Source organism: Planctobacterium marinum, from assembly GCF_020687805.1.
Lineage (GTDB): Bacteria > Pseudomonadota > Gammaproteobacteria > Enterobacterales > Alteromonadaceae > Planctobacterium > Planctobacterium marinum.
Genome location: NZ_JAJEWQ010000010.1, coordinates 74,990 through 101,067, shown reverse-complemented (window position 1 = coordinate 101,067; position 26,078 = coordinate 74,990). Strand labels below are relative to the sequence as shown.

Below are 26,078 nucleotides of genomic sequence, written 5' to 3'. Positions count from 1 at the left end.
GTTTAATTTTAGGTTCAGTTTTAACCGGACAATGTTCTTTGGTTTGAGTAACCATGGCGAACCGGAACTTCCTTCACCTAATCTAAAAAATTCACATTCCACCAGAGAGGTTTAAACCATCCCTGGTGAGGGCTTTGATTCCCGACTTTACATTGTGCACTTCATGTTTCAGCGCACGGGGACAAACGTCGACGCCCTTCACCCAATCTAAAATAACTTACATTTCACCAGAGAGGTTTAAACCATCCCTGGTGAGGGCTTCCAGCCAGACGTCCACTTGTCTGGCGTTCGGCGCTGAATTAGCTCCAGGTATTCGCTAATTCCGGGCGCGCCTCACCCCTTCTCAACCTGGCCAAATTCCAGTTCTACCGGAGTAGAACGACCAAAGATAAGAACCGATACTTTCAGGCGGCTTTTCTCGTAGTCCACTTCTTCGACAACACCGTTGAAGTCTGCGAAAGGACCATCGGTAACACGTACCACTTCGCCTGGCTCGAACAAGGTTTTTGGTTTTGGCTTGTCAACAGATTCTTGCAGTCTGTTCAGGATCGCATCCGCTTCGCGCTTAGTAATTGGCGCAGGACGATCTGAAGTACCACCGATGAAACCAAGCACACGAGGAATGCTTTTAACCAGGTGCCAGCTGTCGTCGTTCATTTCCATTTCAACTAATACATAGCCTGGGAAGAACTTACGCTCACTTTTGCGCTTTTGACCGGCACGCATCTCTACCACTTCTTCGGTAGGCACCAGAATTTCACCGAAATACTGCTCCATCTCGTGCATTTTGATATGTTCTTCAAGGGTTTTCTTGACGCGGCCTTCGTAGCCAGAAAACGCCTGAACCACATACCATCTTTTTACGCCTTCAGACATGCTTACGCTCCTATACTAGTCAGTAAGCTAACGACCCGAACGATAATTCCGTCAAGGCCCCAAAGCAGCAATGCCATAACAACAGTTGCAGCCAGTACAATCATAGTCGTTTGTGTCGCTTCCTGACGGGAAGGCCAAACCACCTTGCGTACTTCGGTTCTGGATTCTTTGGCGAAGTTTACAAAGTTACTTCCTTTTACCGTACTGGCAGCCACCAGCAAAGCAATAATAACCGCAACGACCACACCAATGGCACGGTACAATACGGAAAGTTCACCAAAGTAGTAATTACCACCTACTGCGGCAGCCAAAAGTAAAATGGCAACACCCCATTTTAGGCTGTCCATCGCACCAGACTGATTAACTGCGTTATCACTCATTGTCTAACCTGTTATCTCAAACTCAACCCACATGGATTGACATTAAATGTGGCAGGGGTGGAGGGACTCGAACCCCCAACCATCGGTTTTGGAGACCGCTGTTCTACCAATTGGAACTACACCCCTGTAGCAGCAGTGCAAACACTGCTGTTTACTCTAAAATAGTTACACTCGCCTTGATATTTTATGAAAGCTTATCGGGAGATAAAGGATTCAGAAGTAAGGCGGGAGCGGTATTATACTGATTGTCACTAGTCTTACAAGCTTTAATATAAGCAGACTTTTGGGTTGAGGCATACGATATAAAATAATTCGTCACTGCTGGCTCAGATTGATATACTGCGCGCTTGTTTAAATTTAATGTAATCTTTGTTTTCTATGAAATTCCCCGGCCGTCGCAAACACAAACACTACTTTCCGGTTCAGGACAAAAACACCTTAATTGGTCAATTTGATAAAGCACAGCCCCTAAAACACAGTTATATAGTGGGTATCGATCAGGTGCTGGTAGACATCGAAGCCAAAGTCTCTGACGAATTTTTTGCAAAGTACGATTTACACCGGGGCATGTCGCAACTGATAGACGACGAGATCACTGAAGCATTGTACCGGGAGTTAAAAGACGACAAACTGGTAAATTACGAGTTTGCCGGTGGCACCATAGGTAACACGCTTCACAACTATTCGGTGCTTGCCGATGACCGCTCAGTGTTGTTGGGCGTTATGTCAGAAAACATCAAAATTGGCAGTTATTCCTACAAGTTTATCAGTAACAATTCCAGCCGGGTGGACCTCAATTACCTGCAACCGGTTGATGGCCCTATCGGTCGCTGCTTTACCCTTATCGACAGCACAGGCGAACGTACCTTTGCTATCAGTCCGGGAAAAATTAACCAGCTACGTCCGGAAAGCATCAATCAGAATTTGATCCAAAACGCCTCAGCGCTGGTTATTTCTGCATACCTGATGCGCACTAATCCGGGCGACACCATGACAGAGGCGACACTCAAAGCCGTAGACTACGCGAATCAGGCTGGTGTTCCGGTGGTTTTAACCCTGGGCACTAAATTCCTGATAGAACAGGACCCCACCTGGTGGCAGGAATTTGTCAAGAATCACGTCGATATCCTCACCATGAACGAAGAAGAAGCGGAAGCCATCACAGGGATTAAAAATCCGTTGCTGGCGGCAGATAAAGCTCTGGACTGGGTCGATATGGTGATGTGTACCGCAGGCCCTGTGGGCCTTTATATGGCGGGACATGTTGACAAGAAATACCTTAGGGAAACAGAGCAGCAACTTATAGATGCTGAAATCGCAGAATTTAACCGTTACGAATATTCCCGTCCGATGCGTCTTCAGGATTGTGAAGAACCCGTTAAAGTATACAGCTATATCCCCCCCTACATGGGCGGCCCGGATAAAATCATGAACACCAATGGTGCCGGTGATGGAGCATTAGCGGCAGTGCTACATGACATTTGCGCCAACGAGTATCACAAACTCAATGTGGAAAGATCCAGCAAGCACGAGCAACCGGCCATCACCTATTCGTCTCTGTCTCAAATCAGCAAATACGCAAACCGCGTCAGCTACGAAGTACTGGCACAGCACTCCCCTCGCCTGAGCAAAGGCCTGCCGGAGCGTGAAGAAGTGTTAGATTTGGCCTACTGGGCAACTTAATCAGCGCAAGGTAAATCCTCTGGCATTAAGCCATGCAGTTATTCCCTGATTGAAAATTGCACACTTTGCTTTAAACTGCGCATTTATTGAATGAAACCCACTTGATGGGTTTCTTTTTTTTGCTTTATTTTTGGAATGGAGTCCCTATGCGCGTTAGTGCTAAGCTTCTTTTTACGCTGAGTATTCTTCTCAACCTATTTACCAGTCTACCTGCCTACTCTAATACATTGGTGATGGATCCATTTTTAGGTAATACTGGAGAGACAAATTTCGGAGCCTACCTCATTACAATCTCGGAGGATTCTGGCTACGCGATTTTTTCATCTACATCGAGAACTATACCTGACTATGAAGGCCCAGAAAAAACCTACTTTGCTAATCTGGTTTACATTAAGAATTTATCGTCAGAGGTCATAACGCCCCTAGTCACCATGGAGACTGGCGAGTTACCAGACTCTGGTGATGTCACTGTACTTAGTGAAATATCCGATAACAACGGCCTGTTTTTCACATACGATGGCAATAGCCCATTAAGCGGCGTGATTTATGAGGGAGACTGGAGCGACATTGAAACCAATCTCTTCAGATTAGCGTTAGATACAAAAACCATAACGCCGATCTCTAACCCGGGCGTTTCGTACGATCCAATGCACTGGTTAATCACCAAAAATGAGATTCTCTATTTTTACAATCGCAATACTGGTCAGATACAGCTAAGTAGCGATCTAGGTGAAAACTGGCAGACAATAGAAACAAACTGTCGTTACAGAGCCAACTTTAATGATTTTACAGAAAATGGCAGCATCCTGTTTAGTTGTTCAGATCATGATGGCGAATCTGCTCAATATTATGATGTAGAGTCACAAAACTTAATTCCTATAAATCGCCTGCCGGCCAACAGCCCCAGCGCAACGTACAATCGCGACGGAATTGAAATGTCGAAGGATGGCAACGCTATTACCCTCGTAGAAGATAATATCATCACAAAAATTGATAAAAGCGGTAATACAATTTTTGAGCTGCCCTTGAGTCAATTTAACTTGGTTAACGCTGAAATACTCGCTATGGACGCTGAAGCGACTTACGCTTTAATTTCTGCGGATTATCAAAACAGTATTTATTTTGTCAACGAGACGCAACGTTTCAATGTTTCAGAAAGCGCACTTTTTTACGTTGCTTTAATTCCGTCAGCCCAACCCATAAGAATCAATGTGATTCAATCGGGTGATGGTCTGACAACCTTATCTGTCCGCCTTCCGTTTATCGATGACAGTAACGGGTCAGTATACTTGCAAGAATTTGGCTCCCAAAACACCTCCATTTACAGAAAAGGGGCTTCTGATTTAGCAGAACACAGCTTTTCAAAAGAATTTACTCAATTTGCATTATCAGCAACTAACCAATCAGAACACAATAACCGAATTACAGTCTCCCATGACATACAAGACGAAACATTAATAAAAATACTTAGAACCAGTGAAAAAACAGGGCTAACAGATACTTTTTGGTTGGAAGGATCCGAGTATGATGATCAAAGATTAGGGTTGAGAACCGGTTCTAATAGATATATAGCTTACCCCTGTGATTATAATATGTTGTGTTCTGAAGACACTACATCGAGTTATGAAATAACTACGCTAGACTTCCAGGAAAATCATGACTGGACATTGAGCCTCAATCAAGATAGCAGAACTTCAGATAGAATTGAGGCCTCGATTTCCAACATCCAATGGACCTCATATGATCGGCTCAAGATCACACGCTTAAGCAATGGTTTATTTCAAGAATATACGGCAACTAGCGATTTTGTTTTCGGCATCTATGGTCACATCGATAAGATAGATGTAGCTGTACAACCATGCATGGGGTATGGAACGTATAATAGCAAGATAACTTGTTCCGATAATGCTTCCAGTAAGAGTATTTCACTCCCCCAAAAACCTGAAGTCAAATTGCTTACCGCCACAGATCACAGCTACATAGCCGTGTATTTTGAACAGAAAGAAAACCTGCAATACATAATCGAAAAAAGAATATCTGGCGAAGAATTTATCGAAGTTGCATCAGATATAAATAGTGGTTGGCAAGATGATGATATCCGACCCGGCGATCAATACACATATCGGGTAATTGCCTGCGATACCGCACTTTCCCTTTGTAGAGCAAGCAATGCTAAAAGCATTACCATAGACCGTAAAAGCGATTTCACCTTCTTCATCGGGCTAAATCAAACAGTAATGAAACTAGACTTGCGAAACTACAACGATGTGGATGAAATCTCGATTCTGCGAGCGACCGGCTCAGGGAATTATCAAGAGTTGGCCTCTGTTTCAGCAGATACGGGCGAATACATTGATGACAGTGTGATACCCGGTGTCGAATACCACTACCTTGTTCAAACAAAGATAGCTTCTGAAGTATGGCAAGAGGCGCGTCGCTCCGGCAGTACACGTGTTGCTTCCTCATTTAGTTATGATTTTGTCTCCGAATTGTCAGATATCGTTATTGATGACACATATGCACTAGGCCACCTCATCAATTGGAGCCCAACTGAAACGATCGATGAAATACGTGTAGAAGTTTTCCTTGAAGGCGATATTGAGACAACAACTCGTATTGATGCTACAGAAACATCAGAATACTTTTATAGTTTTGAAGAGCATCTCAATAGTTCAGAACCAATAATATACCGCCTCACACCAATTGTCTTGGATTGCCGTGGTGGAGTTCACGATTGCGACGAACTGTTTGGCCCCACATCTACTATCTCAAGGGGTTTCCCGGACTCAACTCTAACTTCAAAACAGCTATATCCAGCAGCATTTAAACTATCTCAAGAATCGTTGTACGAAGCACTGCTGAACATTAATACGTCTTTACTTGTCGATAGCTATAGTATTCAGCGAAAAAAAGGCGGCGAAGATAGTTGGCAAACAGTTGCATTTTATGACCAACAACAAGCGCGCGATGAGGTTTTAAGTGTGCGGGACAGTTCAGCAGATTTAATCAGTAGTGAAACCTATCTTTATCGAGTGAAAACCTGCTCGTCACTGCTAAACCAGTGTGTCGATAGTCCCGAAAGCAGTATTGTTTTTAATGGCGAACGTTACGATGGCGTAGCTGTTACTCCCTCGATTGAGGTATTGGCTGATGATTTTGAAGTAAATTTCAACTTCGATTCCGAACAATACATCGGTTTAGCCGAAGTTTTGATGACCTGGGATAATGGCCGACAAAAAACAGTAAACACTAATAATGTTCGTCAGTCTTTAAGAATTACAAAAGAAAACTCAATGGGAGTGGGTGACGTTGTTACCTTTACCACCAGGTATTGTTATCAACGCCCCTACCATCCATACAATCAAACTGATGACTGTACTGAGTATTCTGAACTGGTCGAAGTTGAAGTGCTCAATGTCACATTTGAGGCTGTACCAGAAATCAACAGACTTAGCGCTTCTCCCGACTTTGAAAATGGCCTTGTCAATCTCACAGGCCAATTCAAAGGTATCTCTGAAAATGGCAGACCTGAAAACATCGAACTATTTAAGTCCATTGATGGTGGAAATTTTCAGCTAACTGATACCTTAGAGATTGAAGATAGCGACGATACCAATTTTCAATTTGGTGATAATAGCATTACCCACGGGGAGCGATACCAGTATGTAGCAAGAGCCTGTAACCAGTCAGGATGCTATGAGAAGACAACATCCATTATTGAATATATTGAAAGCCAGCAAGTAGAAGCACCCGATAAACCTGTGCTGCTATCCGTGTCCAACCGCACCTATTTCGATAGAATCGATGTAACCTTCGAACAGCAAAATAACACCTCTTACTATGTTTTTTATAGGGCAGACGATCCGGAGGGTGAATTTGAACGTGTTGGTAGCAACAGTAGTCCAGAACTCAGACAAAATAATTTACAGTCCGATACCTCTTATTTTTATCGCGTTGATGCCTGTAACGATGCAGGTTGCACTGAGTCTGATATTGTCGAAGGTCGCACCGCAACATTAAATTTCAACGAAGCTTTGGAGATTTCAGGGGAGTCGCTGAGAAACACCGACGACGACAGTAATCTGGCCATTCGCTTGGACGGAGAAACTAATGCTATGGATGGAATATTGGACGCATTCCATGGTGAACTTAGCATAAATCAATGGCTGAACCTGCGTTCCGAATGGCGAGTTTCAACAAATGCGCGACTAGATGCAAACTGGTCGTATTGTTCTGAGCTTCTAGAGTTTAATCTGCAGCTTCCATATATGAATAATAGCAGCCGTTCACCCAACTATTTCAACAAGCCTGTTTTCAAACTTTACTACACAGGTAATGGTTGTACTGAGTCTGAATTGGCAGATTTAGCCCCTTTTACCCTGTATCTAACATCTGACTACTTAGCTTCACCTGTAATACTCGATAACGCGTTTCGTGAAACATGGCATGACTATACGCTCGAATTTGAAAACGATGGTCACTTCGCGTTCATCATCTCTGGGCAGGAAATAACCAACTCAGACAGTGCTATAGAATTATCTGCGTTTGAACTGTCCAAGCTGATGGTATCCACTGAAGGTCAATTTTCAAGCTCGACTTCAACCTATTTGAGCTCTTTAACACTTAGCTTAAATACGCCATCAGAGCTCAGTAAACAGGATGAACTTTCGTTTTATGTACCAACATTGAATAGACTTCATACCCAAAATCTTGCTATATCCAGTACTTTTGAATTTCAAGGCTCGCTACAATACCTGCAGATCATTGACGAAACGTTTGGTGATATTCAAGAATTAGCGGTCACTTCCAATGGCAGATATCGGGCATATATTGAAGCTCTTTCTCCCAATCAAGATTATGAATTTCTTGTAAGGCATTGCAGCGAAGGTGTCTGTGGTCCATTTGAGTATGAGGATACATCCACACCAGAATATCGTGAATTAACCTCTCAGCCGCGTATCTATGCCAATCTTGATGAAACAACCTTTGACATCAGGCTTCACGTAACTGAGTCATACCGGGATAGAATTGATACTTATACAATTTCTCGCCAAATTGTTAATGAAAACGACAGCCCAGAAATTCTTCTCCGGTATAGTATTAAAGATATGATGGATTTTTGGCTTGGTTCTGAAGAAGAATATGTATTTATGGATTCGCTTTTACCTGGCCAAACAGCCATATACACACTAGAAGTATGTAATCCCATAGGCTGCGCAACTCAATCGAATACGACTGAAATTACGATGCTTGTTGATTCAGATGGAGACGGCGTGCCCGACCCTTACGACACATTCCCAAATGATCCAAACGAGGCTATTGATACAGATGGTGACGGAATTGGTAACAACGCAGATGAAGACGATGATGGCGATGGAATCCCTGATTCAATAGAACTAAGTAGCGGGTTAGACCCGCTTAATCGCAATGATGCGGATGATGATTTTGACGGTGATGGCTTCCACAACATTTTCGAATATTTAGCCGGCTCGGATATGTCTGATGATACCGTGACGCCTGAAAATTTAGGTATTTTTGACTCATTTGAAACCCCAAAAAGCGAATATGTCACTATCGAAGGTGATTTTGATCGTAGCGATTACAGTGGAGATGGTAAGCAATCAATTCATTCCTATTTCCAAACTCAGGGCTCTAAAGCGCTCGTTTTCGAAATGGAAGGCAGGTTAACAGATGGGAGTTTGTTTTTTACCTATGATTTCTATCGCAGCAGAAGTCAAATACTGCGTATAAACGGAATAGAAGTCGATTTGTCTAACACAACAGTTTGGTTACCTCGTGTGATCGGAAACCAGTGGAGTATCATAGCCATTCCACTTGAGGCAACCAACGACGTGGTAAGATTAGAACTGGAATTCCACGGCATTGAAGGCAGGTACCCGGCTGAAGTCTACATCGACAGCCTCTTCATCCCCATGACCGATGCCAAGATAGTAAACCGCAGTGTCGCCGATTATGATGGCGATGGCAAAACGGATGTTGCGGTCCGCAAAGGGTCGTTGGGCATGAATTATGTATTGAATAGCTCTGATGCTAAGATTCAGCGAGTTGAATTTGGTTCGCAAGAAGAAGACATTCAGGTAGAGGGTGATTTTGATGGTGACGGCATTGCAGATATTGCAGTGCGCAGGCCCTCTAAAGGGATCTGGTATGTGCAAAACTCTTCTGATAGTAATCACGCCTCTGAGCGCCAGGATGGTATTCAGCGTGTGGTATTTGGTAAACAGGCAGAAGATATTCCGGTGCCAGCCGATTACGATGGTGACGGGATTACCGACTTTGCCGTGCGCCGTGCCAGCAACAGCATGTGGTATATCAAAAACTCCTCCGGCAGTAACTACAATTCTGCCAATGAAGATGGTATTCAGCGGGTAAAATTCGGCTTGCAGGCAAGCGATATTCCGGTGCCGGCCGATTACGATGGTGATGGTAAAGCCGATGTCGCCTTCCGCCGCCCTTCCAATTCCACCTGGTATATTCTTGAATCCAGTACTGGCGAAATACAACGTATTACGTTTGGCCTACAGGCAACCGATATTCCTGTGCCGGCCGATTACGATGGTGATGGTAAAGCCGATGTCGCCTTCCGTCGCCCTTCCAATAAAACCTGGTATGTACTACGCTCCAGCGATGAAGTGATTGAACGTATTCAGTTTGGCCTGAATACCGCGGATATTCCGGTTGTGGGTGACTACGATGGTGATGGCAAAGCCGATATCGCGGTACGCCGAGAAAGCAACAGTATGTGGTACATACTGCAATCCTCCGATGGTGAAATTGGCCGGGTTAACTTTGGTAAATCCGATGGCATGGTGCCGGTGCTGACCCCCATCTGGGAAAAACTCAACATGCTGGGCTGGCAAAAGGATTTTATCAATCCAACCTTATCAGGCAGAACAGATTCAAGCTCCTATGACGATGACGAAGCATTCTTTCTGGATAAAACCCTGCATTACAATCATGTAGAAATGCGCCACAAAGAGCGACTCAATCAGGAACCTGTACATTAACCGTATTTAAAGCGTATCAATTCAGATGCGCTTTTTTCGCTTATTCAATGGCAGGCCCGGTAGTGGCGGTACAATCCGTTACCTGACTGGCCAGATGGGTATAATGCTTTTCAAAGCCGGGCATGGCAGACACATTTTTCAGCGCCGGCGATTCAGCTAACAGTTTTTCAACTGGGGTATTGCTGTTTATAGCTGTCACTAACGCTTGTTGTGTCTGGCGAGCCAGGCCCTGAATATATTTACCTAACGACGAGTCACTCAGGGGGTTAGCGCCATCCAGTGAATACCGGCATTCAGGTTTGACTGCATGGTCGGCCATTGTTAATAAACTATTGGCGCTCATCGAAGATTGTTGCAGCGCTTCTGCTTTCCCCCTGGCTCTGGCTTTACTTTCGGGTACAGCAACAGCTTGCTCTGCGAAAACGCCAGTTAATGACTGTTGCCCATCGGCTACAGACTTTTCAGGGGTTGCCACAGGTGCCAACACCTCAGCAGTGCTATCGGGGGCGATTTCATGAACGCTTTCCGGAGTAAAGTTCTGCCATTGCGACAAGAAAATCACCGAGACCAGCATGACCGATGCAGCCACAGATAACCAACGATAATGCTGGCTCATCAATGGTCTGGGTTTACCGTTACTGGCAATACGTTGTTTAGCGAAATTCAAAATCGTCTCATCAGTGGTGTTCGAAGGCGACTTTTTGTCTAATTGCCGGTAGCGTTCAGAGATGTCCTGTTCCGGGTTGTTGTCATTTTCATTGCTCATCATCATCTCCCAGTTTTAAACTCAAACATTGGCGTAATCCGATGTAGGCTGCACGCAACCTGGATTTTGCAGCTTCCAGGGTAACCCCCGTCACCTGAGCCACATCGGCCTGAGTTAAATTAGCCTCCTCCTTGAGCAAAAACGATTCCAGCTGTGTTTTGGGTAATAGTTTCAGGCAATGTTGCAATGCCATTTTCTGACGCTTTTGTTCCAGTCCGGCCATTGCATCTGATGTCCCGACGGCCTCTTCCTGTTCGGGTTCTGCCGTAAAGACCTGAGATACAACCGCCAAATGACGGAACTTATCAATCAGCAAACGTCGGGCAATTTGGTATAGCCAGGTGGTGAATTTAGCCTCCTGCTTAAACTGCCTGATATTGCTGATCACTTTGATCCACAATTCCTGCATCAAATCTTCAGCGGTTGCAGCGTCCTTAACCTGTCGCAAAATAAACCGAAAACTGCCGCCCTTATGCCTTGCATACAAGGTTTCAAAGGCGGAAAACTCGCCACTGATATAGGCAGCGACAAGCTGACTGTCATCTTGGCTGGCGTATTGTTGTTTCAAGTTCACTCACAATCCCTTTCTGTCCCGGTGTTCACCAATGTACCCTTATCCCACAAAAACTAAGATTCGACCACTTCTACCGTTGTGGTTTTCTCCTCCTGAACTGGCTGGAATGCTGCAATAACAACCAGTTTTCCATCATGCGAATAAACTCTGCCCGGTATCCTTGTTCATCATCGCCTTTGGCCAATTTCGCCTGCTCGATCAGGGTTTGCGCATCTTCCACACTGACAAACTTTGAACCTTTCAGCAATTGCCCCAGGCCTGCAACACTATGCGCAAACTGAAAACTACTGTCGGTCTCGTGAAAGTTTAGCATTTGCTCCAGGTGTACCACCTGCTCCAACTTTTGGCTGACTTCACCGTCGGGCGCTTTATAACGCAGTTTCACCAGAGCGATTTCATCCTGCTTACTGTCTGTTGTGGACGGCGCATTGCGCTGGTCATTCTGATAACGCAATGTATCAACGTCGTATTGTCCGGCCGTTTTAAGTGTTAACTCATAGAGGGCCGTCACCTGATGCCCGGCACCAATGTCACCGGCATCCACTTTGTCATTATTGAAATCTTCTTTGTTCAACGCCCGGTTTTCATATCCGATGAGACGGTATTCATGCACGGTATTCGGGTTGAATTCCACCTGAATTTTCACATCTTTAGCAATCACCTGCAGGGTTCCGGTTAACTGTTCCACCAGCACTTTTCTGGCTTCGTTGATATTGTCAATATAGGCGGCATTGCCATTGCCTTTATCAGCCAGTTGCTCAGTAAGATGATCGTTATAGTTTCCGCGACCAAACCCCAGCACCGATAAGTTCACTCCCGTTTTTCGTTGTTTTTCGATAAGCTGCATTAATTCATCATGGTCTGTTGTGCCCACATTGAAGTCACCATCAGTGGCCAACAATACCCGGTTAACACCTTCCGCTTTAAAGGCCTTTTTCGCCATCTGATAAGCTAACTGAATGCCCCCCGAGCCATTGGTGGAGCCACCGGCCTGCAATTTATCTAGTGCCTGGCTAATAGCCAACTTATCATCGCCCGATGTTGGCTCTAACACGACACCCGATGCACCGGCATAAACCACAATCGATACACTGTCGCGGTTATCCAGTTGATTAACCAGCATTTGCAAAGCACGCTTCAACAAAGGCAATTTATCGTCCGCGGACATGGAACCCGATACATCCAGTAAAAACACCAGGTTGGCGGGAGCCCGTTGCTCAGCAGTGATTGTTTTTCCCGAAAGTGCCACACGCAGCAGGTGTTTATTTGGGTTTAACGGGCTTGCGGCAAACCGGGTATCCAGGTGAAAAGGCACGTCGCCTTGTGGTTGTGGATAGTGGTAGTCGAAGTAATTCAACATCTCTTCGATTCTAACGGCATCAGCGGGAGGAGAAATCCCCTGCTCAAGCATTCGACGAATATTGCTGTAACTGGCGGTATCTACATCAACTGAAAAGGTGGACAAGGGTTGCTCCGCTACTGTCCATACCCCATTCTCGGGATAGTGTTGGTAATTTTCCCGCTGAGGCAAAGACACGGAGGCATCGGCCATCATCCCGGACACCAAAGCGGGTCGAACAGCTGATTTTATGCGCTGATACTGCCGGGCTTGTGGCTGTTCCATTCTGACCAGTACCTGATGTTCGACCATCTCATGTGTGTTGACGGCAGCATCCTGTGACTTTTCAGTTGGCCCCGCTTTGTTTTCCAGCAAGATAACCTGCTGTGTTGTATCTTCTGATTCTTTTTCAGAACTGGAACATCCGGATAACAAGAGGGTTACGGTAATAGCCAGACAAGATAAAGCGGGAAAATTCTTTGAAGATTTTGCAGTGTATTGCATATCAGCACCTGTGTTTTGTAACGATTGATACCAGTACTGACGGATGAGTTTTTAAAAAGGGTTTTATTTTTTTGTGTTTTAATACAAAAGGCGACACCTGGTGGTGTCGCCTCACTGCAATAATGGATTATTGTACCCGCTCGGTACGAGCCTGTTCGGCGGTGATGATACTTCTTTGTATAGACGGTTCTTCCTGCACTGCCGCAGCCCCGGAGCTATCCGGTATCTGCACGGCTGTGCGGGTCATAACGGGTCCCGCCAGCGGCATATCAGCGCTGTCCCGGCCAAACTGAATACGCTCTATCTCACCGTCACTGGAGCGCAGAATGTACTGAAACTGCGTTGACGGTCGACGGACGGCCACATCAACTTTACCATCGCCGTCATAGTCCGCCGGAATAGGAATGTCTTCCGACTGCAACCCAAAACGGATACGCTGAATCTGACCGTCAGATGAATTCAAAATATACCAGTACTGGGTCGAAGGTCGACGTACGGCAATATCCGCTTTGCCATCGCCGTCATAGTCAGCCGGAACGGGAATATCCTCAGCTTGTTTACCAAAGTTGTAACGCTGAATCTCCCCATCAGAAGAATTCAAAATATACCAGAACTGATTGGAGGGGCGCCGCACAGCGACATCGGCCAGGCCATCTCCGTCGTAATCAGCAGGTACCGGTATATCTTCTGCCTGTTTGCCAAAATGGTATCGTTGAATCTCGCCATCGGACGAGTTCAAAATATACCAGTACTGATTAGAAGGACGCCTTACCGCAATATCAGTGATGCCATCACCGTCAAAGTCAGCCGGAACCGGAATATCTTCCGCCTGTTTGCCAAAATTAAAACGTTGAATCTCACCGTCCGAGGAATTGAGAATATACCAAAATTGATTTGATGCGCGGCGCACCGCCACATCGGCAATCTGATCACCATCAAAATCACCGCTGACAGAAATATCACCGGTGTCTTTACCAAACTGAATACGCTGAATAGTATCGTCTGATGAGTTCAGAATATACTGCATAAAATTGCTGGCTCTGCGCACACCGACATCGGCCATGCCATCGCCATCATAATCATAGGCCACAAAGTTAGCGCCATCGCTGATGCTCGCCAGTACCGTAATGCTGAATGAGGGTAAACTATCCGACAAGGCCCCGTCACTGACGCTGATCACGATACCGGAATAAATACCCGTATCTGAATTATCAGGTATACCCGAAAGCGTTCCGGTACTGGTGTTAAAACTCGCCCAAAGCGGCTTATTGGCAATGCTGAAAGTCAGACTGTCACCGTCGGGATCGCTGGCTTGCGGAGTGAATTGATAACTGTTGTTTGCTCTGACCAGGGTATCAGGTGAACCGGAAATCTCGGGGGCGTCATTAACATCCACAACAGTGATACTAAATGCGCTCAGAGCAGCGCTTTCAGTACCATCAGACACACTGATCATGATATTGGAGTACGTACCCACATCGTCGTTATCCGGTGTGCCTGATAAAGTACCGGTTTCCGAACTGAAACTGGCCCAGCCTGGACGATTCTCGATACTAAACGTTAAACTGTCGTCATCCGCGTCAGAAGCCGAAGGTGTAAAGCTATAGAGGCTATTTTGCTGTGCTGAACTGTCTGGCGTGCCAGAAATGGTCGGCGGATTATTTTGTCCACTGCCACAATTGCTGGATTGGGTATTGTCCAGAGGCGCACAATCCTCAGCATCCGGAACACCATCGTTATCATCATCAGAGTCCTGATTATTACCCACAGTATCACTGTCAGTGTCCAGGCTTTCGTTTTCATTGTAAGGGAAGGCGTCGCTGCTATCCGGCACGCCATCATCATCAATATCATTGGCATTGCTGGCATCTCTTGGACTGGCATCTGACACATCGTCGATACCGTCATTATCATCATCGGTATCATCGAGGTTGTTAATGCCGTCACTATCAAAATCACCGCTGTCATCTGAAAGCGACTGGCATCGACCATACGGGAAAAAACTGTCAATTCCCCAGCTTTCAACGGCATTAACATCCTGACAACTCATACTCCCCTGATTGAACTGTAGGAAAGTCAACTGATCCTGTAAATGCGCAATGGGCCGCATAGAGTTCATAAACAAGTCGCGCACATCCAGTTGCACCATAGCACGCATATTTCGGAACACTGCCAAAGAGGTGTCATTGCTGCCATCCATACTAAAGGTATTTAGGTTGGGAAAGTTCTCCAGTCCATTGATGGTCTGAATGGCATAATCCGTTGTGCAAACCAGAAACCCCACCTGAGCATTGGTGATGGCATCCGGAAAATTATCGGAAATACAGTCAGCCAGTTGCGAATCATCCAATGTTGCCAGGGCATCGGCAATCGGCAAAGTCACTTCGTCGTTGTGTATCAAGGTGACTTCTTCTTTGACCTGATTTACCGCAAATACAGCATCAGCACCATCGGATTGCGTGTGCTCTACACCGCACTGATAGCGGTTCAAACAAGTCAGATCTGGCGAAGAGAAAACAGCAACTTCAGAGGCAGAACCAAACTCGCTGGCATACGCCATTATCGTGGTGAACTCATCTACCACCCCATAACCGCGACCATAGGTAAATACCTTGCCGTCATCTCCCTGGCGCAGCGAGTGCGCCAGTCCCATATTGTGACCCAATTCATGGCCCAGGGTATCGTAACCACAAAACTGCGGATTGCCGGAAAAAGTAGTAAACGCAGCCGTCACATTCACGGCATAGTCGTAATCAAACACCTGACTGCTGTTTCCGTTAAGCCACCCCTGGCCACACAATCCTTCCGGTAAATCGTTCAACATCACCACAATAAAATCAGCGCTGTTGTTTACCCTTGCCTGCCAAATGGGGCTGATCAATGAATCCGGAATTTCACCATCTGTAGAGTCACTACCGCCATTACTGGATAAATTATCCAGTAGCTGGTCAGCGGAATATTGCTCCAGGTCCGACTGCATGATACCTGCTGACGCCATCTGAATATTAATACCACTGGCCTCGTATATGGCATTGTTGGCACTGATATATTCATTGATTTGCGCCTCAGTATCGGGATAACTATTTACAAATTCATTAGTAACCACAAACAACACATTAAATGTAAGATCGCCAGCTGCGGATTGATTACCGCCATGCCTATTCTCAGAGTGTGTCGGCGCACGCTTTTGATGATTTTCAGAGGAAACCTCGCCGTCTTTATTGAGTTTTTTAATGTTCTGAGGAAGGCGATAATCCGGAATATCTCCGCCCATTTTAAACTCTTTGATCAGCTTGCCATTGTGTAAACGAAACGTTCCCGCCATGGTGGGTATCCAGGCAGACAAGCGGCCATTATTTAGGAACAACTGCGCCTTGGGTAAATGCGGTGCATGAATATTGTCAGCCTCCCAAACTATGGTGGAGCCTTGTTGTCGCGATTGACTCAGCTTAACTTCAACGCTTTCAGAAAATACCGGCAGGCGCAGCAACATATCAGCTTTGAGTTGCAGCACCAGGGTGTTGTTTAGCGTGACTTCAGCAGAATTATTGTGTTGTGCCCGGTTTTTTAGCGCTTCCGGACCAATATTTTGCGTGAGTTGCCACAAAGCGGGGGAAGTTTGTGCGGCGGCGATGCCGGTGAATACCAGCATTGAGCTAATGAAAATGACTCTGATGAACCTATGCCTTAATTTCACGAGAGATTCCTTTTTTATTTGCTATGAAAGTAAAGTAGACGCGTAACACTGGGGTTTTATGCGTTTTACCCGTTCCAGCTTATACCGAGCCCAGGTAAACCTTGTCCAGACCGGTAGGAATTCAAAGTGTAGTGTGAAATTAAGGCATTTTCCTTACGGAGTGGCCATTTTTACCTGGAGGGCGTTTCCGAATCCCCCTGCTTTTTGCGGGAGTCGCCCCCCTCTATCTGTTGCGCTTCCTCCTGGAGTTGTTGTTCATCATCATCGACAATCAACAACTGCTCCTGTGCGGTTTCTTCATCAATACGTGGATCCAGCGTTGCAGCGAGCGGTGAATTGGTGATATCTGAGGCACTCACCACATAGTCGTCAGGCTCCATAATCTCCACCTTCTGTCTGGAATTTATGTAAGCCAGAGATACAAACATAATAATTGCCAGGCCAGACATGGCGCCATACAAGGCTTCATGCCCGAAATAAGTCATCAATTGAGCAATAACGGCAGAGCCAATACCGGCCCCGACACCAAATGCAATTAACAGTGCCGAAGACACCCCAACCCGCTCCTCATCACTTACGCGGGAGTTGGCCAGCGCAGATGCCAGTGGATACAGAGTAAAAGCAAACAAACCAAACACAAAAGTCAGTGCGAAAGCCAGGGTGGGCTCTGTGGGTAAAATAAACAGCGCCAGGGACACCAGACAGATAAACACCGCATTAGTACGCAATAATAAACTGCGTCGGATTTTGTCCGACAGGATGCCCATTGGCCACTGGGCAAGCAATCCGGCGACGACTGTTATCGACATAAAAAACGCAATATCTTCGGCGCTAAATCCTGCTTTACTGGCAAACAAAGGTGACAAACCATAAAAACTGCCATTGATCATACCGGCACATAAAATGGCAGTGAGCGATTGCGGGATCACCCTAACAAAACTAAAGATACTGACTTTGATAGGTTTTAGCGGTTTGGGGTGAATACGCCGGGTGATAGAAATTGGCACCAGCCCGATAGCCACCGCCATGCAAACCAGAAACAACACGGCTGAATCCAGTTCAGTGAAATGAGACAGGGCAAACTGTCCCGCCACCATACCCAGATAGGAGGTGATCATATAAAACGAGAACACCCGGCCCCGGTTGTCCTGGTCGGACTGTTCGTTCAACCAGCTTTCCAGCACCATGTAGTTGCTCATCATTCCAAGCCCCACCAACACCCGCAACACCAGCCAGAGATAAACATTGTCACTCACCCCATGGGCGGCGATACAGGCAATCACAACGGCCGTACTGGCGCTGAAAGTACGAATATGCCCTACGGAGCGAATAAAGTGATATGCGATCTTGGCGCCCAACATCAACCCGAGGTAATAAAACGAGGTCAGCATCCCAATCCAGAAGGTAGATACGCCCTGTTTACCCAGATACAGCGCCAGATAGGTGGTGAGCAGGCCAGTACCACCAACTAAAAAAAGATTGGTTGTATATAAGGAAAAAAAAGCCCGCATCATGTCAACAAAAACCGCCCATTATCTAAAACCGAGAGACTAGAGGAAGTCGTCAGAAAAGCCAAGGCGCCAGGCCGAATTAATTGTAATTTCGGCCTGACAATGTGCGGTATTTCACAACTCTGTACTAATTGGAAAAAATCCGGGTGCCGGTGGTCGTCAGGTTATTGTTTTCCGGTTCAATAAAGCTAAAAATGCGGGTGATCTGGCTGGTTACTGCATTGCCATTTTGCTGAGCGGGTGCAAAATGCCAGTTCTGCAGGGCACGGGTAATGGATTTTCGGAAAGAGCGATGTGCATCCCCGTTAAACGCGATGTTTTCCACCTGCCCCTGCGTATTCACCACAAATGACACTTCAACATCTTCCGTTATTTTGCGTCTCAGGGCCTGCCTTGGGTATGCCGGCGTTTCGCCCTCTAATAATACCGCCGGGATAGCATCGACCTGCTCCACCAGCGCAGCGGTTTTTTCTCCAACCGCTATTATTTTGTGGCCTTCCAGTGTGGAAGCAGCACTGACAACGGCTGATGGTTTAACCTCAGCAGAAATTGCGCCTTCTGTTGCTGCAATGTAGTCAACAGCAGAGCTTTTAGCCGACTCTTCCGGTGGCGAATCTGAAGGCACAGCAGCAGACTCACTGACTTTGGCGTGTTCATTCGGATCGCTATCATTTTGCACCGACGCCATAACTTCAACATCTGACACCTCAACATCTGACACCTCAACATCTGACGCCGGGATTTGTGTTAGCTCCTGGCTGATTTCCTGCTCGTTTTCGGCATCAGCGAGCTCTTGTTGCGCTGACACAGCTTCACTTGGGGTTGAAGCTTCCAGGGATACCTCAGGCTCAGCTTTAGTTTGTGTCTCCGGTTGCTGATCCTGGGGGGTAATGTCACCCGAGTCCTCAGCGACGCTGCTTTGCGCACTGTGCTCAGCCTCTAATTTTTCAGAGGAAAGCGCGTTATTTTTTACCACTTTAGAGTTTGCATCGTTATGGTTGGACACCAGCACAACCACAACCGAAGTCAGTGAAATCACTGCGGCCAAAACTGCGGTAAAGCGCGTTCTGTTTCGTCCTCCGGCACAATCAGCGTGACCAACAACGCGCAAAATACGCTGTTTTAAGTCACTACCAGATGCGGCCATCACCAGATCCGGAATGTGATGACTACGTGACATTTCTGCATCAGTGAGCGTAGATGCATAGGCCACAGGACTACCACTATGAGATACCGCAATATTGTCGCAGCAGCACTCTCTTTCCAGGCGTATATGCTTTGAGATCCACTTTACCCCTGGGTGAAAAAACAACATCAGTTCCACCAATGTCTGCACAAAATTCACCAGATAATCATGCCTTCTGACGTGAGCTAATTCGTGCACCAGCAGCATTTCGAGCTGCCCCGGTGTTAATCCCAGCACCATCGAAGAAGGCAACAACACCACTGGTTTTAACCAACCAATTGCCATCGGCACATCAATTTTATCTGAGATATACAATCGCGCTTTGGCCGTCACGTTCAGTTGCAGCAGCAGTCGCTCAAACACCCGTTGTAATTGCGGTTCCGGCGAGTGTGTTGCCTGGTGGGGCAATTGGCAAACGCCAACCATTTGCAACAACACCCTGCCACTTAAAACGGTGACACTGCACAGCCATGCCAGGGCAACAAAGGGCAGAATTGCCAGCATGTTCTGTAAATTAAAATAATCAAGTAACTCGGTGGTCAGCAACGACAGGCTCAGATAACCGGACTCGCTCAACGAGCCCCCTGCCTGGATCACCGTGGTTGAAACACTGCTCAACACCAGGCCGACATCTACCGATGGCGCAAGGATTTGCGGTTGATATAAAAACCAAAAGGTACTGACCGGAGCAATAACGCACAACAACAAGGCCCCCAGTGACACACTGTAGCGCAGTTCAGAGTGGCGAATATCAATCGTTTTCAACAATACAAACAAAGCAACGGCCAGTAACGTGCCCTGCCAGATAAAGTGCATCAGGGTTTGAGCTAAGGTCTGTAATATTGCGCTGTTTGCAATCAGGTTTAACCAATCCATGACATCTCCTGTTAAGCGTCTTTTTCCAGCGAGTCCAGCAGCGCTCTTATTTCAGCCAGTTCTTGTGCACTGGGGGATTTCCCCAATGCCCGCATGACCAGGTTAGATTTTGAACCGCCAAAGGCTTTGTTCAGCATATCTTTTACCATTGAGCTTTGCGTTTGCTCTTCAGAATAAATCGCCTTATAAATGTGTGCCCGACTTGATTCATCGCGCTCAACCAGGCCTTTTTCATGCATTATTTGCAACATTTTCAGCACCGTGGTGTAGCCCACTTTGTTGTGCTTATTCACTTTCTCGTGTACTTCACGCACTGTGGTGGGTTCTATCTCCCACAGTACTCTGAGTAGTTGCAGCTCGGCACTGGTAGGCACCCCTTTAAATTTGCCTCGCGTCATTTTTTAAGCCCGCTTGATTGCGTTGATTAGTGCTAAATATACGAAACTCATCGTATAATTCAAGTTTCTGAGATTAAAAAGGGGAGTACCTCTGAAGGTCTCCCCTTAAATCCAATATCAATGAAAGTGTAACTTCCCTGTTCAGATGCCTTATACTTTGCCCTGGATCAACGACATCTGTTTCCTAATCTGGACCCTGTAGAACTGCACTCTCCAGCGCGACGAGTTTGTGAAGATGACTGCTTGTTCGATTCTTTTTCCTCAGCTTTAGCAACGTCTCCCGTGGAAGAACAACCACCTAAACCCAACAAAGCCACGCTTAAACTTACCAAAATCAGCTTTTTCATGCTCACACTCCTGCTTTTTGTGAATTATTGTTTTTCGCTTTCCTGTGAGACAGCTTTTAACACTAGCGGGTTAAGCGTCTGTACAGGCTGAGCGGCAACTCAGTATTTTTTCAACACCTTAGTACGATCAACTTTTAGTACGAAAGATATCGTAGTAGTGCGCATTAAATACGAATCACATTACTGCTGTCAAGTCTAAAAACGAAAGACTTCGTAGTTAACCTGGTTTTTCCTTTGAATCCAAAAAACGGGTAACAAACCTGTACCTTTTAAGCGATTCCAGGCCTTGTACCCTTCATTCGCCAGGGTTAGAGTGTCAGCAGGTTACCAACCCACGGAAACAGCATGGAAGCAATCACTTCGTCACAGACAATTCAAAACTTACAGACACTATTTGGCTTTAGTCGTTTTCGTCCTGGCCAGGAAACCACTGTACATCAGCTATTAAATGGGGATTCTTCACTCGCAATCTTCCCGACAGGTTCCGGCAAATCTTTGTGTTACCAGTACACCGCCACGCAGTTGCCCCACCTGACATTGGTGGTTTCTCCGCTGTTGGCCTTAATGAAAGATCAATTGGATTTTCTGGCCAGTAAAAATATAGCCGCCGCCAGCATTGACTCTACCCTCACACCAGAGCAAAACAAACAGGTTATGGCCGATATTAAAGCCGGTAAGCTGCGCATTCTGATGGTGTCTGTGGAGCGATTCAAAAATGAGCGTTTCCGGCAGTTTATAGAAAATATCCCGATTTCCATGTTAGTGGTGGACGAAGCTCACTGTATTTCAGAGTGGGGCCATAATTTCAGACCGGACTACCTGAAACTACCGGCCTACAGACAGCAGCTCAATATTCCATTGGTACTGCTGCTTACCGCCACTGCAACCCGCAAGGTAAAGCAGGATATGGCAGCAAAATTCGACATTGCGCCGGAACACATTGTACAAACCGGATTTTATCGTCCGAATCTGAATTTACAGATGATGCCGGTCGCTGAAACTGAGAAAAGCCAGAAACTGATCCAGTTGCTCGCGCAACACACCGGGGCCGGTATCATTTACGTTACCTTACAGCAAAGTGCCGAACAACTGGCCTACCAGTTGAAAGCCCAGGGGTTCAATGCTGTTGCCTATCACGCCGGCTTAAGAGATGAGCAACGACAGGAAATCCAGCAGCATTTCATGTCCGGAAAAACCGATATAGTGGTGGCTACTATCGCCTTTGGTATGGGCATAGACAAGGCCAACATTCGCTTTGTGATCCATTATGACTTGCCTAAATCCATTGAGAATTACAGTCAGGAAATCGGCCGTGCCGGGCGCGACGGTCAACCTGCTGATTGCATAATCCTGGCAAACCTCAGCAGCTTAAACACATTGGAAAACTTCATCTATGGCGATACACCGGAACCGGGGAGTATCCATCGGCTTATTGACGCGATCAAAGCGGCTGAAAACGGTCATTGGGAATTACAGCTGTATTCGCTAAGTCAGGACTGCAATATTCGTCAACTACCACTTAAAACGCTGCTGGTGCAACTGGAACTTAGACAAGTGATCCGAGCAAAGTACAGTTATTTCGCCGAATATAAGCTAAGGTTACTGGCAGACGCTCAATCCGTTGTGGCGCGTTTCACCGCTGAGCGGCAACGCTTTGTGCAAGCGATATTCGATGCCACCGCGTTTAAGAAAACCTGGGGAATACTGGATATTGAGCAATTACAACAAGCCTACAGCTGTGACCGAAGCCGGGTGCTAACCGCCCTAGACTATTTACAGCAACAGGGCCTCATTGAACTGCAAAGCAGTAAAATGACCGAAGTGTATCAGGTGAACAGCGAAGCAGTGTCACAGCCAGATTTGGCTGAGCAACTGACCCACTATTTTCAACAAAATGAACAATCAGAAATTAGCCGCATTGCAGCGCTGATCCGCTTTATGGAGCTGGATACCTGCCTGAGTTACAACCTCGCCAGGTACTTTGATGATCAACAGGCCCCCAAACATTGTGGTCACTGTTCAGTCTGTCAGGGACAGGTGGCGCACCTGCCAAAATCTCAGCCTCTCCCATTTCCGGATGATGCTACCCTGCAACACAATCTGGTGGGCCTGAAAAAGCATCTGACTTTGCCACACATCTCAGAAACGCTTGCGGCCCGGTTTTTATGCGGTTTAACACAGCCGCTATTTACCCGGGGCAAAGCCAGACAATTACCGGGCTGGGGCAGTTGCGAACTGCAACGCTTTGAGGAAGTTCGGCAAAAGGCGGCAAACTTGCCGCCATTAGGTTAATGGTGCCAGGTTAAAGCGCCTGCCAGAGGGCAGAAATCTCTGCCCACAGGCTGCGATCCGCAATGGCCTGATTGCGTAGTTCGATCAGTGCCTCACTGTCATACCAGGTGCCGAGTTTGCTAACTGCATCTGGATTTTTCAGTACCGCCAGATCCTGTAGTGGATTACCTTTGGAAAAAATAAAATCAGCCTGATAACCGGCTTCGATTTTACCCATTGTGTGATTCAGGCCTAACGCGTTAGCCGGATTCACCGTTGCCGCTGCAAGCACGGCAAAACTGTCGAGCCCCGATTGATGCAGCAAGGCCATTTCAGTGTGGGTGGCCAAACCATGAGGTGAAAGCAGTACACCGGAATCAGAGCCCACCAGCAAAGGCACCTTAGCATTGTGTAGTTGCTCAGTAATATACTGTAAGAATTTTAGGGTTCTGCGATTGTGTTTTGCCATGTTGTCTGAAGCATCCAGCCAACGTGCCACCTGATTGTGCTTTGCCTCCAGAGCAATGATCTCTGACGTGTATTCTTGCGGAATACTATCCAGATAGCCCTGTTTTTGTTCACTTAACCGGGTTAACTGGTAAAAAATATTGAGGGTCGGTGTCACAGGAACCCGTGTAGCGTGCAATGCCTGAATGACTTCCGGCAGCGCGTTGGGCGCAAACTGATATTGCAGTGACCCCTGAAAAATATCTTCAACATGTTCAAAAGACTGTAATCCTGCCAATGTGCTGACCGGTAATTCCCCTGACGCATGAGGACCGTGTTTGGCCACCGGAATACCGATTTTTTTCGCTTCATCTACCAGTGCCAGCAAAGCCTCTTCGCTGAGATTGCCATAGGCTTTGATAAGGTCATAGCCTTGTTGTTGATAGTTGCGTACCGCGCTTCGGGCGGCCTGCGCAGTATGCACCGTATGATGTAACATGGCGTCATCATAAGCGGAGATTATCGGACTACTCACCGTGGAACTGGCTCCGACTAATTCACCATCCTGCACCGCATCGCGCCAGTTCAGTTGCTGAGCAATTCCGTTCATTACCCGCACATGGGTCACGCCGTGGCTCAGTGCAATGCTATAGGCGGCAGGTTCGTACATATGCACGTGCATGTCGATTAGTCCAGGTGTTACATATCCATCCTCACCATCGATTAAAGGCACGTCTTGCGGTAGCGCTTCGACATCGTTTTGCAACACCTGCGTTATTTTGCCGTCCCGAACAAACACAGCCTGATCGGCCAGTAACTTTTGGTTTGCGACATCAATAATATTGACACTGTGCAACACAAATTCATTGATCTTAGAAACTGGCGGATTACTGCTGGCACAACTGACAACAAACAGCAGCATTAAAGTGGTAATTAATCTCATAATAAACTCTTCTCGTTAAACATAACGGGAAGGTTACATGCGCGATTGTCTCAACTCGCTTAGTATCAGGATTTCAGACGTTGAGAATCACGATCCTGGACCTGTTTATACTGACTGGGAGTTTGCCCAAGCATGTCTTTGAAAACCATATTAAACGATGCTTTGGAGCTGAAACCGGCGTCGGTGGCTATCTGTAGCAACGATCCGGATGCTCCTGCCTGGATTGCCTGGCATACCACTTCAACCCGGTACTGGTTGATATAATCATTGAAGGATTTTCCTGCCAGCAAATTGATGGCTCTGGAGATGTCACGGGTCTGAAAGCCAGTCAGTTGACTCAACTCGGTTAAGGTTAGCCTGGGTTGCAGGTACCACTGGTGGCGCTGTATCAGGTCTTGTAATTCATCAAAGATAATCCGGTAATCTTCCGCATTGGACGCGTTTTCAGTGGTCGCAGCAACCGCTTCACGATTTATTGCGGGTGGTGCCTTTTGGCCATTTAACCTGACCGTAATCAACATGATCACTATCAGCCAAATCAGATTGTTAATGCCCTGCCCAAGTACGTTGATGTCGTGATTTAGCCAGTGCTGACTGTTTAATCGCAGCATATCCACAAGATTAAAAATGGCAGACACCGCAACAACCCACACCAGCCACTGAAAAGTATACTCTTGCGTATCTGAACGCTGTTCATCTAACTGACACTTGGTTTTGTACAGCAGGTGTGCAGTTAAAACCGCATAGCCCAAACGCCATAGTGTGCCCAGGGCAATCACCTGTTGCACATATTCTGTGAAAAACACCACCGGAATAACAGGCAACAGATGCAGGCCATCTGCACGACTTAATTGGCCCAACAAGAACTGCTTGATAGCCAGATAAATACATGGGCCAAACAACATAACAAACACCGGACTCACCAGGTAATAACCACGGCTAATACCCGTCTCTTCCAGAATATTGATTAAAGCGGCTATCCCCACCAGCAGCATAACTAATGCAATGGCGCGGCAAGCGGGTTTGCGATACAGCAAAATAGCGCCCAACACAGACACACCAAGTGTCGCTGACTGGATCAGGTTCACTGCATTTAGTTCAGGCATCAAGCACACCTTCTGTAACTGAACAAACCAGGTTGTTATTGAATAGATAATTCAAATACATTTTAAACTTCTTACACTATGATATCGTATGCAAATGAGAATGAGAGCTTTTCAATCTCATCTTTTTTCCCGTCAGCTGACTATAC

The 26,078-nt window shown here is 46.5% G+C and carries 15 protein-coding genes and 1 tRNA gene; 3 read left to right on the top strand and 13 right to left on the bottom strand.

Annotated elements, in window-relative coordinates:
* Window positions 1-333: 333 nt before the first annotated feature.
* The 3 genes from nusG to LJ740_RS22200 all read right to left on the bottom strand — a co-directional run bounded on the left by nusG (window position 334) and on the right by LJ740_RS22200 (window position 1,382).
* A complete protein-coding gene (nusG, locus tag LJ740_RS22210) occupies window positions 334-876 on the bottom strand; it encodes a transcription termination/antitermination protein NusG (protein ID WP_229531332.1) in 543 nt (180 codons plus the stop codon).
* Window positions 877-878: 2 nt separating this feature from the next.
* Entirely contained in the window at window positions 879-1,256 is a 378-nt protein-coding gene (secE, locus tag LJ740_RS22205; protein WP_229531331.1) for a preprotein translocase subunit SecE, read from the bottom strand.
* A gap of 49 nt (window positions 1,257-1,305) precedes the next feature.
* Window positions 1,306-1,382 (bottom strand) — tRNA-Trp (locus LJ740_RS22200).
* A 252-nt stretch (window positions 1,383-1,634) separates the two neighbouring features.
* Here LJ740_RS22200 and LJ740_RS22195 point away from each other — a divergent pair.
* Window positions 1,635-2,939, top strand: a complete 1,305-nt coding sequence (locus LJ740_RS22195) for an inosine/guanosine kinase (protein ID WP_229531330.1) — start codon at window positions 1,635-1,637, stop codon at window positions 2,937-2,939.
* Window positions 2,940-3,085: 146 nt separating this feature from the next.
* Window positions 3,086-9,967, top strand: coding sequence for an FG-GAP-like repeat-containing protein (locus LJ740_RS22190; protein ID WP_229531329.1), 6,882 nt, complete (start codon window positions 3,086-3,088; stop codon window positions 9,965-9,967).
* A gap of 40 nt (window positions 9,968-10,007) precedes the next feature.
* Here LJ740_RS22190 and LJ740_RS22185 read toward each other — a convergent pair whose 3' ends face one another.
* From LJ740_RS22185 to LJ740_RS22150, 8 genes are all read right to left on the bottom strand, one after another.
* The gene (locus LJ740_RS22185; RefSeq protein ID WP_229531328.1) at window positions 10,008-10,733 is read right to left on the bottom strand and encodes a hypothetical protein; all 726 of its coding nucleotides are present in this window, start codon (window positions 10,731-10,733) and stop codon (window positions 10,008-10,010) included.
* Window positions 10,723-11,307: a sigma-70 family RNA polymerase sigma factor gene (locus LJ740_RS22180; protein WP_229531327.1), complete on the bottom strand. Its 585-nt coding sequence runs from the start codon at window positions 11,305-11,307 to the stop codon at window positions 10,723-10,725. The genes LJ740_RS22185 and LJ740_RS22180 overlap by 11 nt, the downstream gene beginning before the upstream one ends.
* 70 nt (window positions 11,308-11,377) lie before the next feature.
* Entirely contained in the window at window positions 11,378-13,150 is a 1,773-nt protein-coding gene (locus tag LJ740_RS22175; RefSeq protein ID WP_229531326.1) for a vWA domain-containing protein, read from the bottom strand.
* Window positions 13,151-13,277: 127 nt separating this feature from the next.
* On the bottom strand, window positions 13,278-16,847 hold the full coding sequence (locus LJ740_RS22170; protein WP_229531325.1) for an FG-GAP-like repeat-containing protein: 3,570 nt from the start codon (window positions 16,845-16,847) through the stop codon (window positions 13,278-13,280).
* Between the two features lie 170 nt (window positions 16,848-17,017).
* A complete protein-coding gene (locus LJ740_RS22165) occupies window positions 17,018-18,358 on the bottom strand; it encodes an MFS transporter (protein WP_229531344.1) in 1,341 nt (446 codons plus the stop codon).
* Between the two features lie 127 nt (window positions 18,359-18,485).
* Complete coding sequence (locus LJ740_RS22160) at window positions 18,486-20,420, bottom strand: M56 family metallopeptidase (RefSeq protein WP_229531324.1); 1,935 nt, start codon at window positions 20,418-20,420, stop codon at window positions 18,486-18,488.
* An 11-nt stretch (window positions 20,421-20,431) separates the two neighbouring features.
* Window positions 20,432-20,818: a BlaI/MecI/CopY family transcriptional regulator gene (locus tag LJ740_RS22155; RefSeq protein WP_229531323.1), complete on the bottom strand. Its 387-nt coding sequence runs from the start codon at window positions 20,816-20,818 to the stop codon at window positions 20,432-20,434.
* A 167-nt stretch (window positions 20,819-20,985) separates the two neighbouring features.
* A complete protein-coding gene (locus LJ740_RS22150; protein ID WP_229531322.1) occupies window positions 20,986-21,165 on the bottom strand; it encodes a hypothetical protein in 180 nt (59 codons plus the stop codon).
* 345 nt (window positions 21,166-21,510) lie between these two features.
* Here LJ740_RS22150 and LJ740_RS22145 point away from each other — a divergent pair, with 345 nt between their 5' ends.
* Complete coding sequence (locus LJ740_RS22145; RefSeq protein WP_229531321.1) at window positions 21,511-23,457, top strand: RecQ family ATP-dependent DNA helicase; 1,947 nt, start codon at window positions 21,511-21,513, stop codon at window positions 23,455-23,457.
* Window positions 23,458-23,467: 10 nt separating this feature from the next.
* On the opposite strand, the gene LJ740_RS22140 is transcribed toward LJ740_RS22145, so the two are convergent.
* On the bottom strand, window positions 23,468-24,826 hold the full coding sequence (locus tag LJ740_RS22140) for an amidohydrolase family protein (protein WP_229531320.1): 1,359 nt from the start codon (window positions 24,824-24,826) through the stop codon (window positions 23,468-23,470).
* A gap of 65 nt (window positions 24,827-24,891) precedes the next feature.
* Window positions 24,892-25,932 (bottom strand): helix-turn-helix domain-containing protein, encoded by a 1,041-nt coding sequence (locus tag LJ740_RS22135; protein ID WP_229531319.1) that lies wholly within the window; start codon window positions 25,930-25,932, stop codon window positions 24,892-24,894.
* Between the last annotated feature and the right edge of the window lie 146 nt (window positions 25,933-26,078).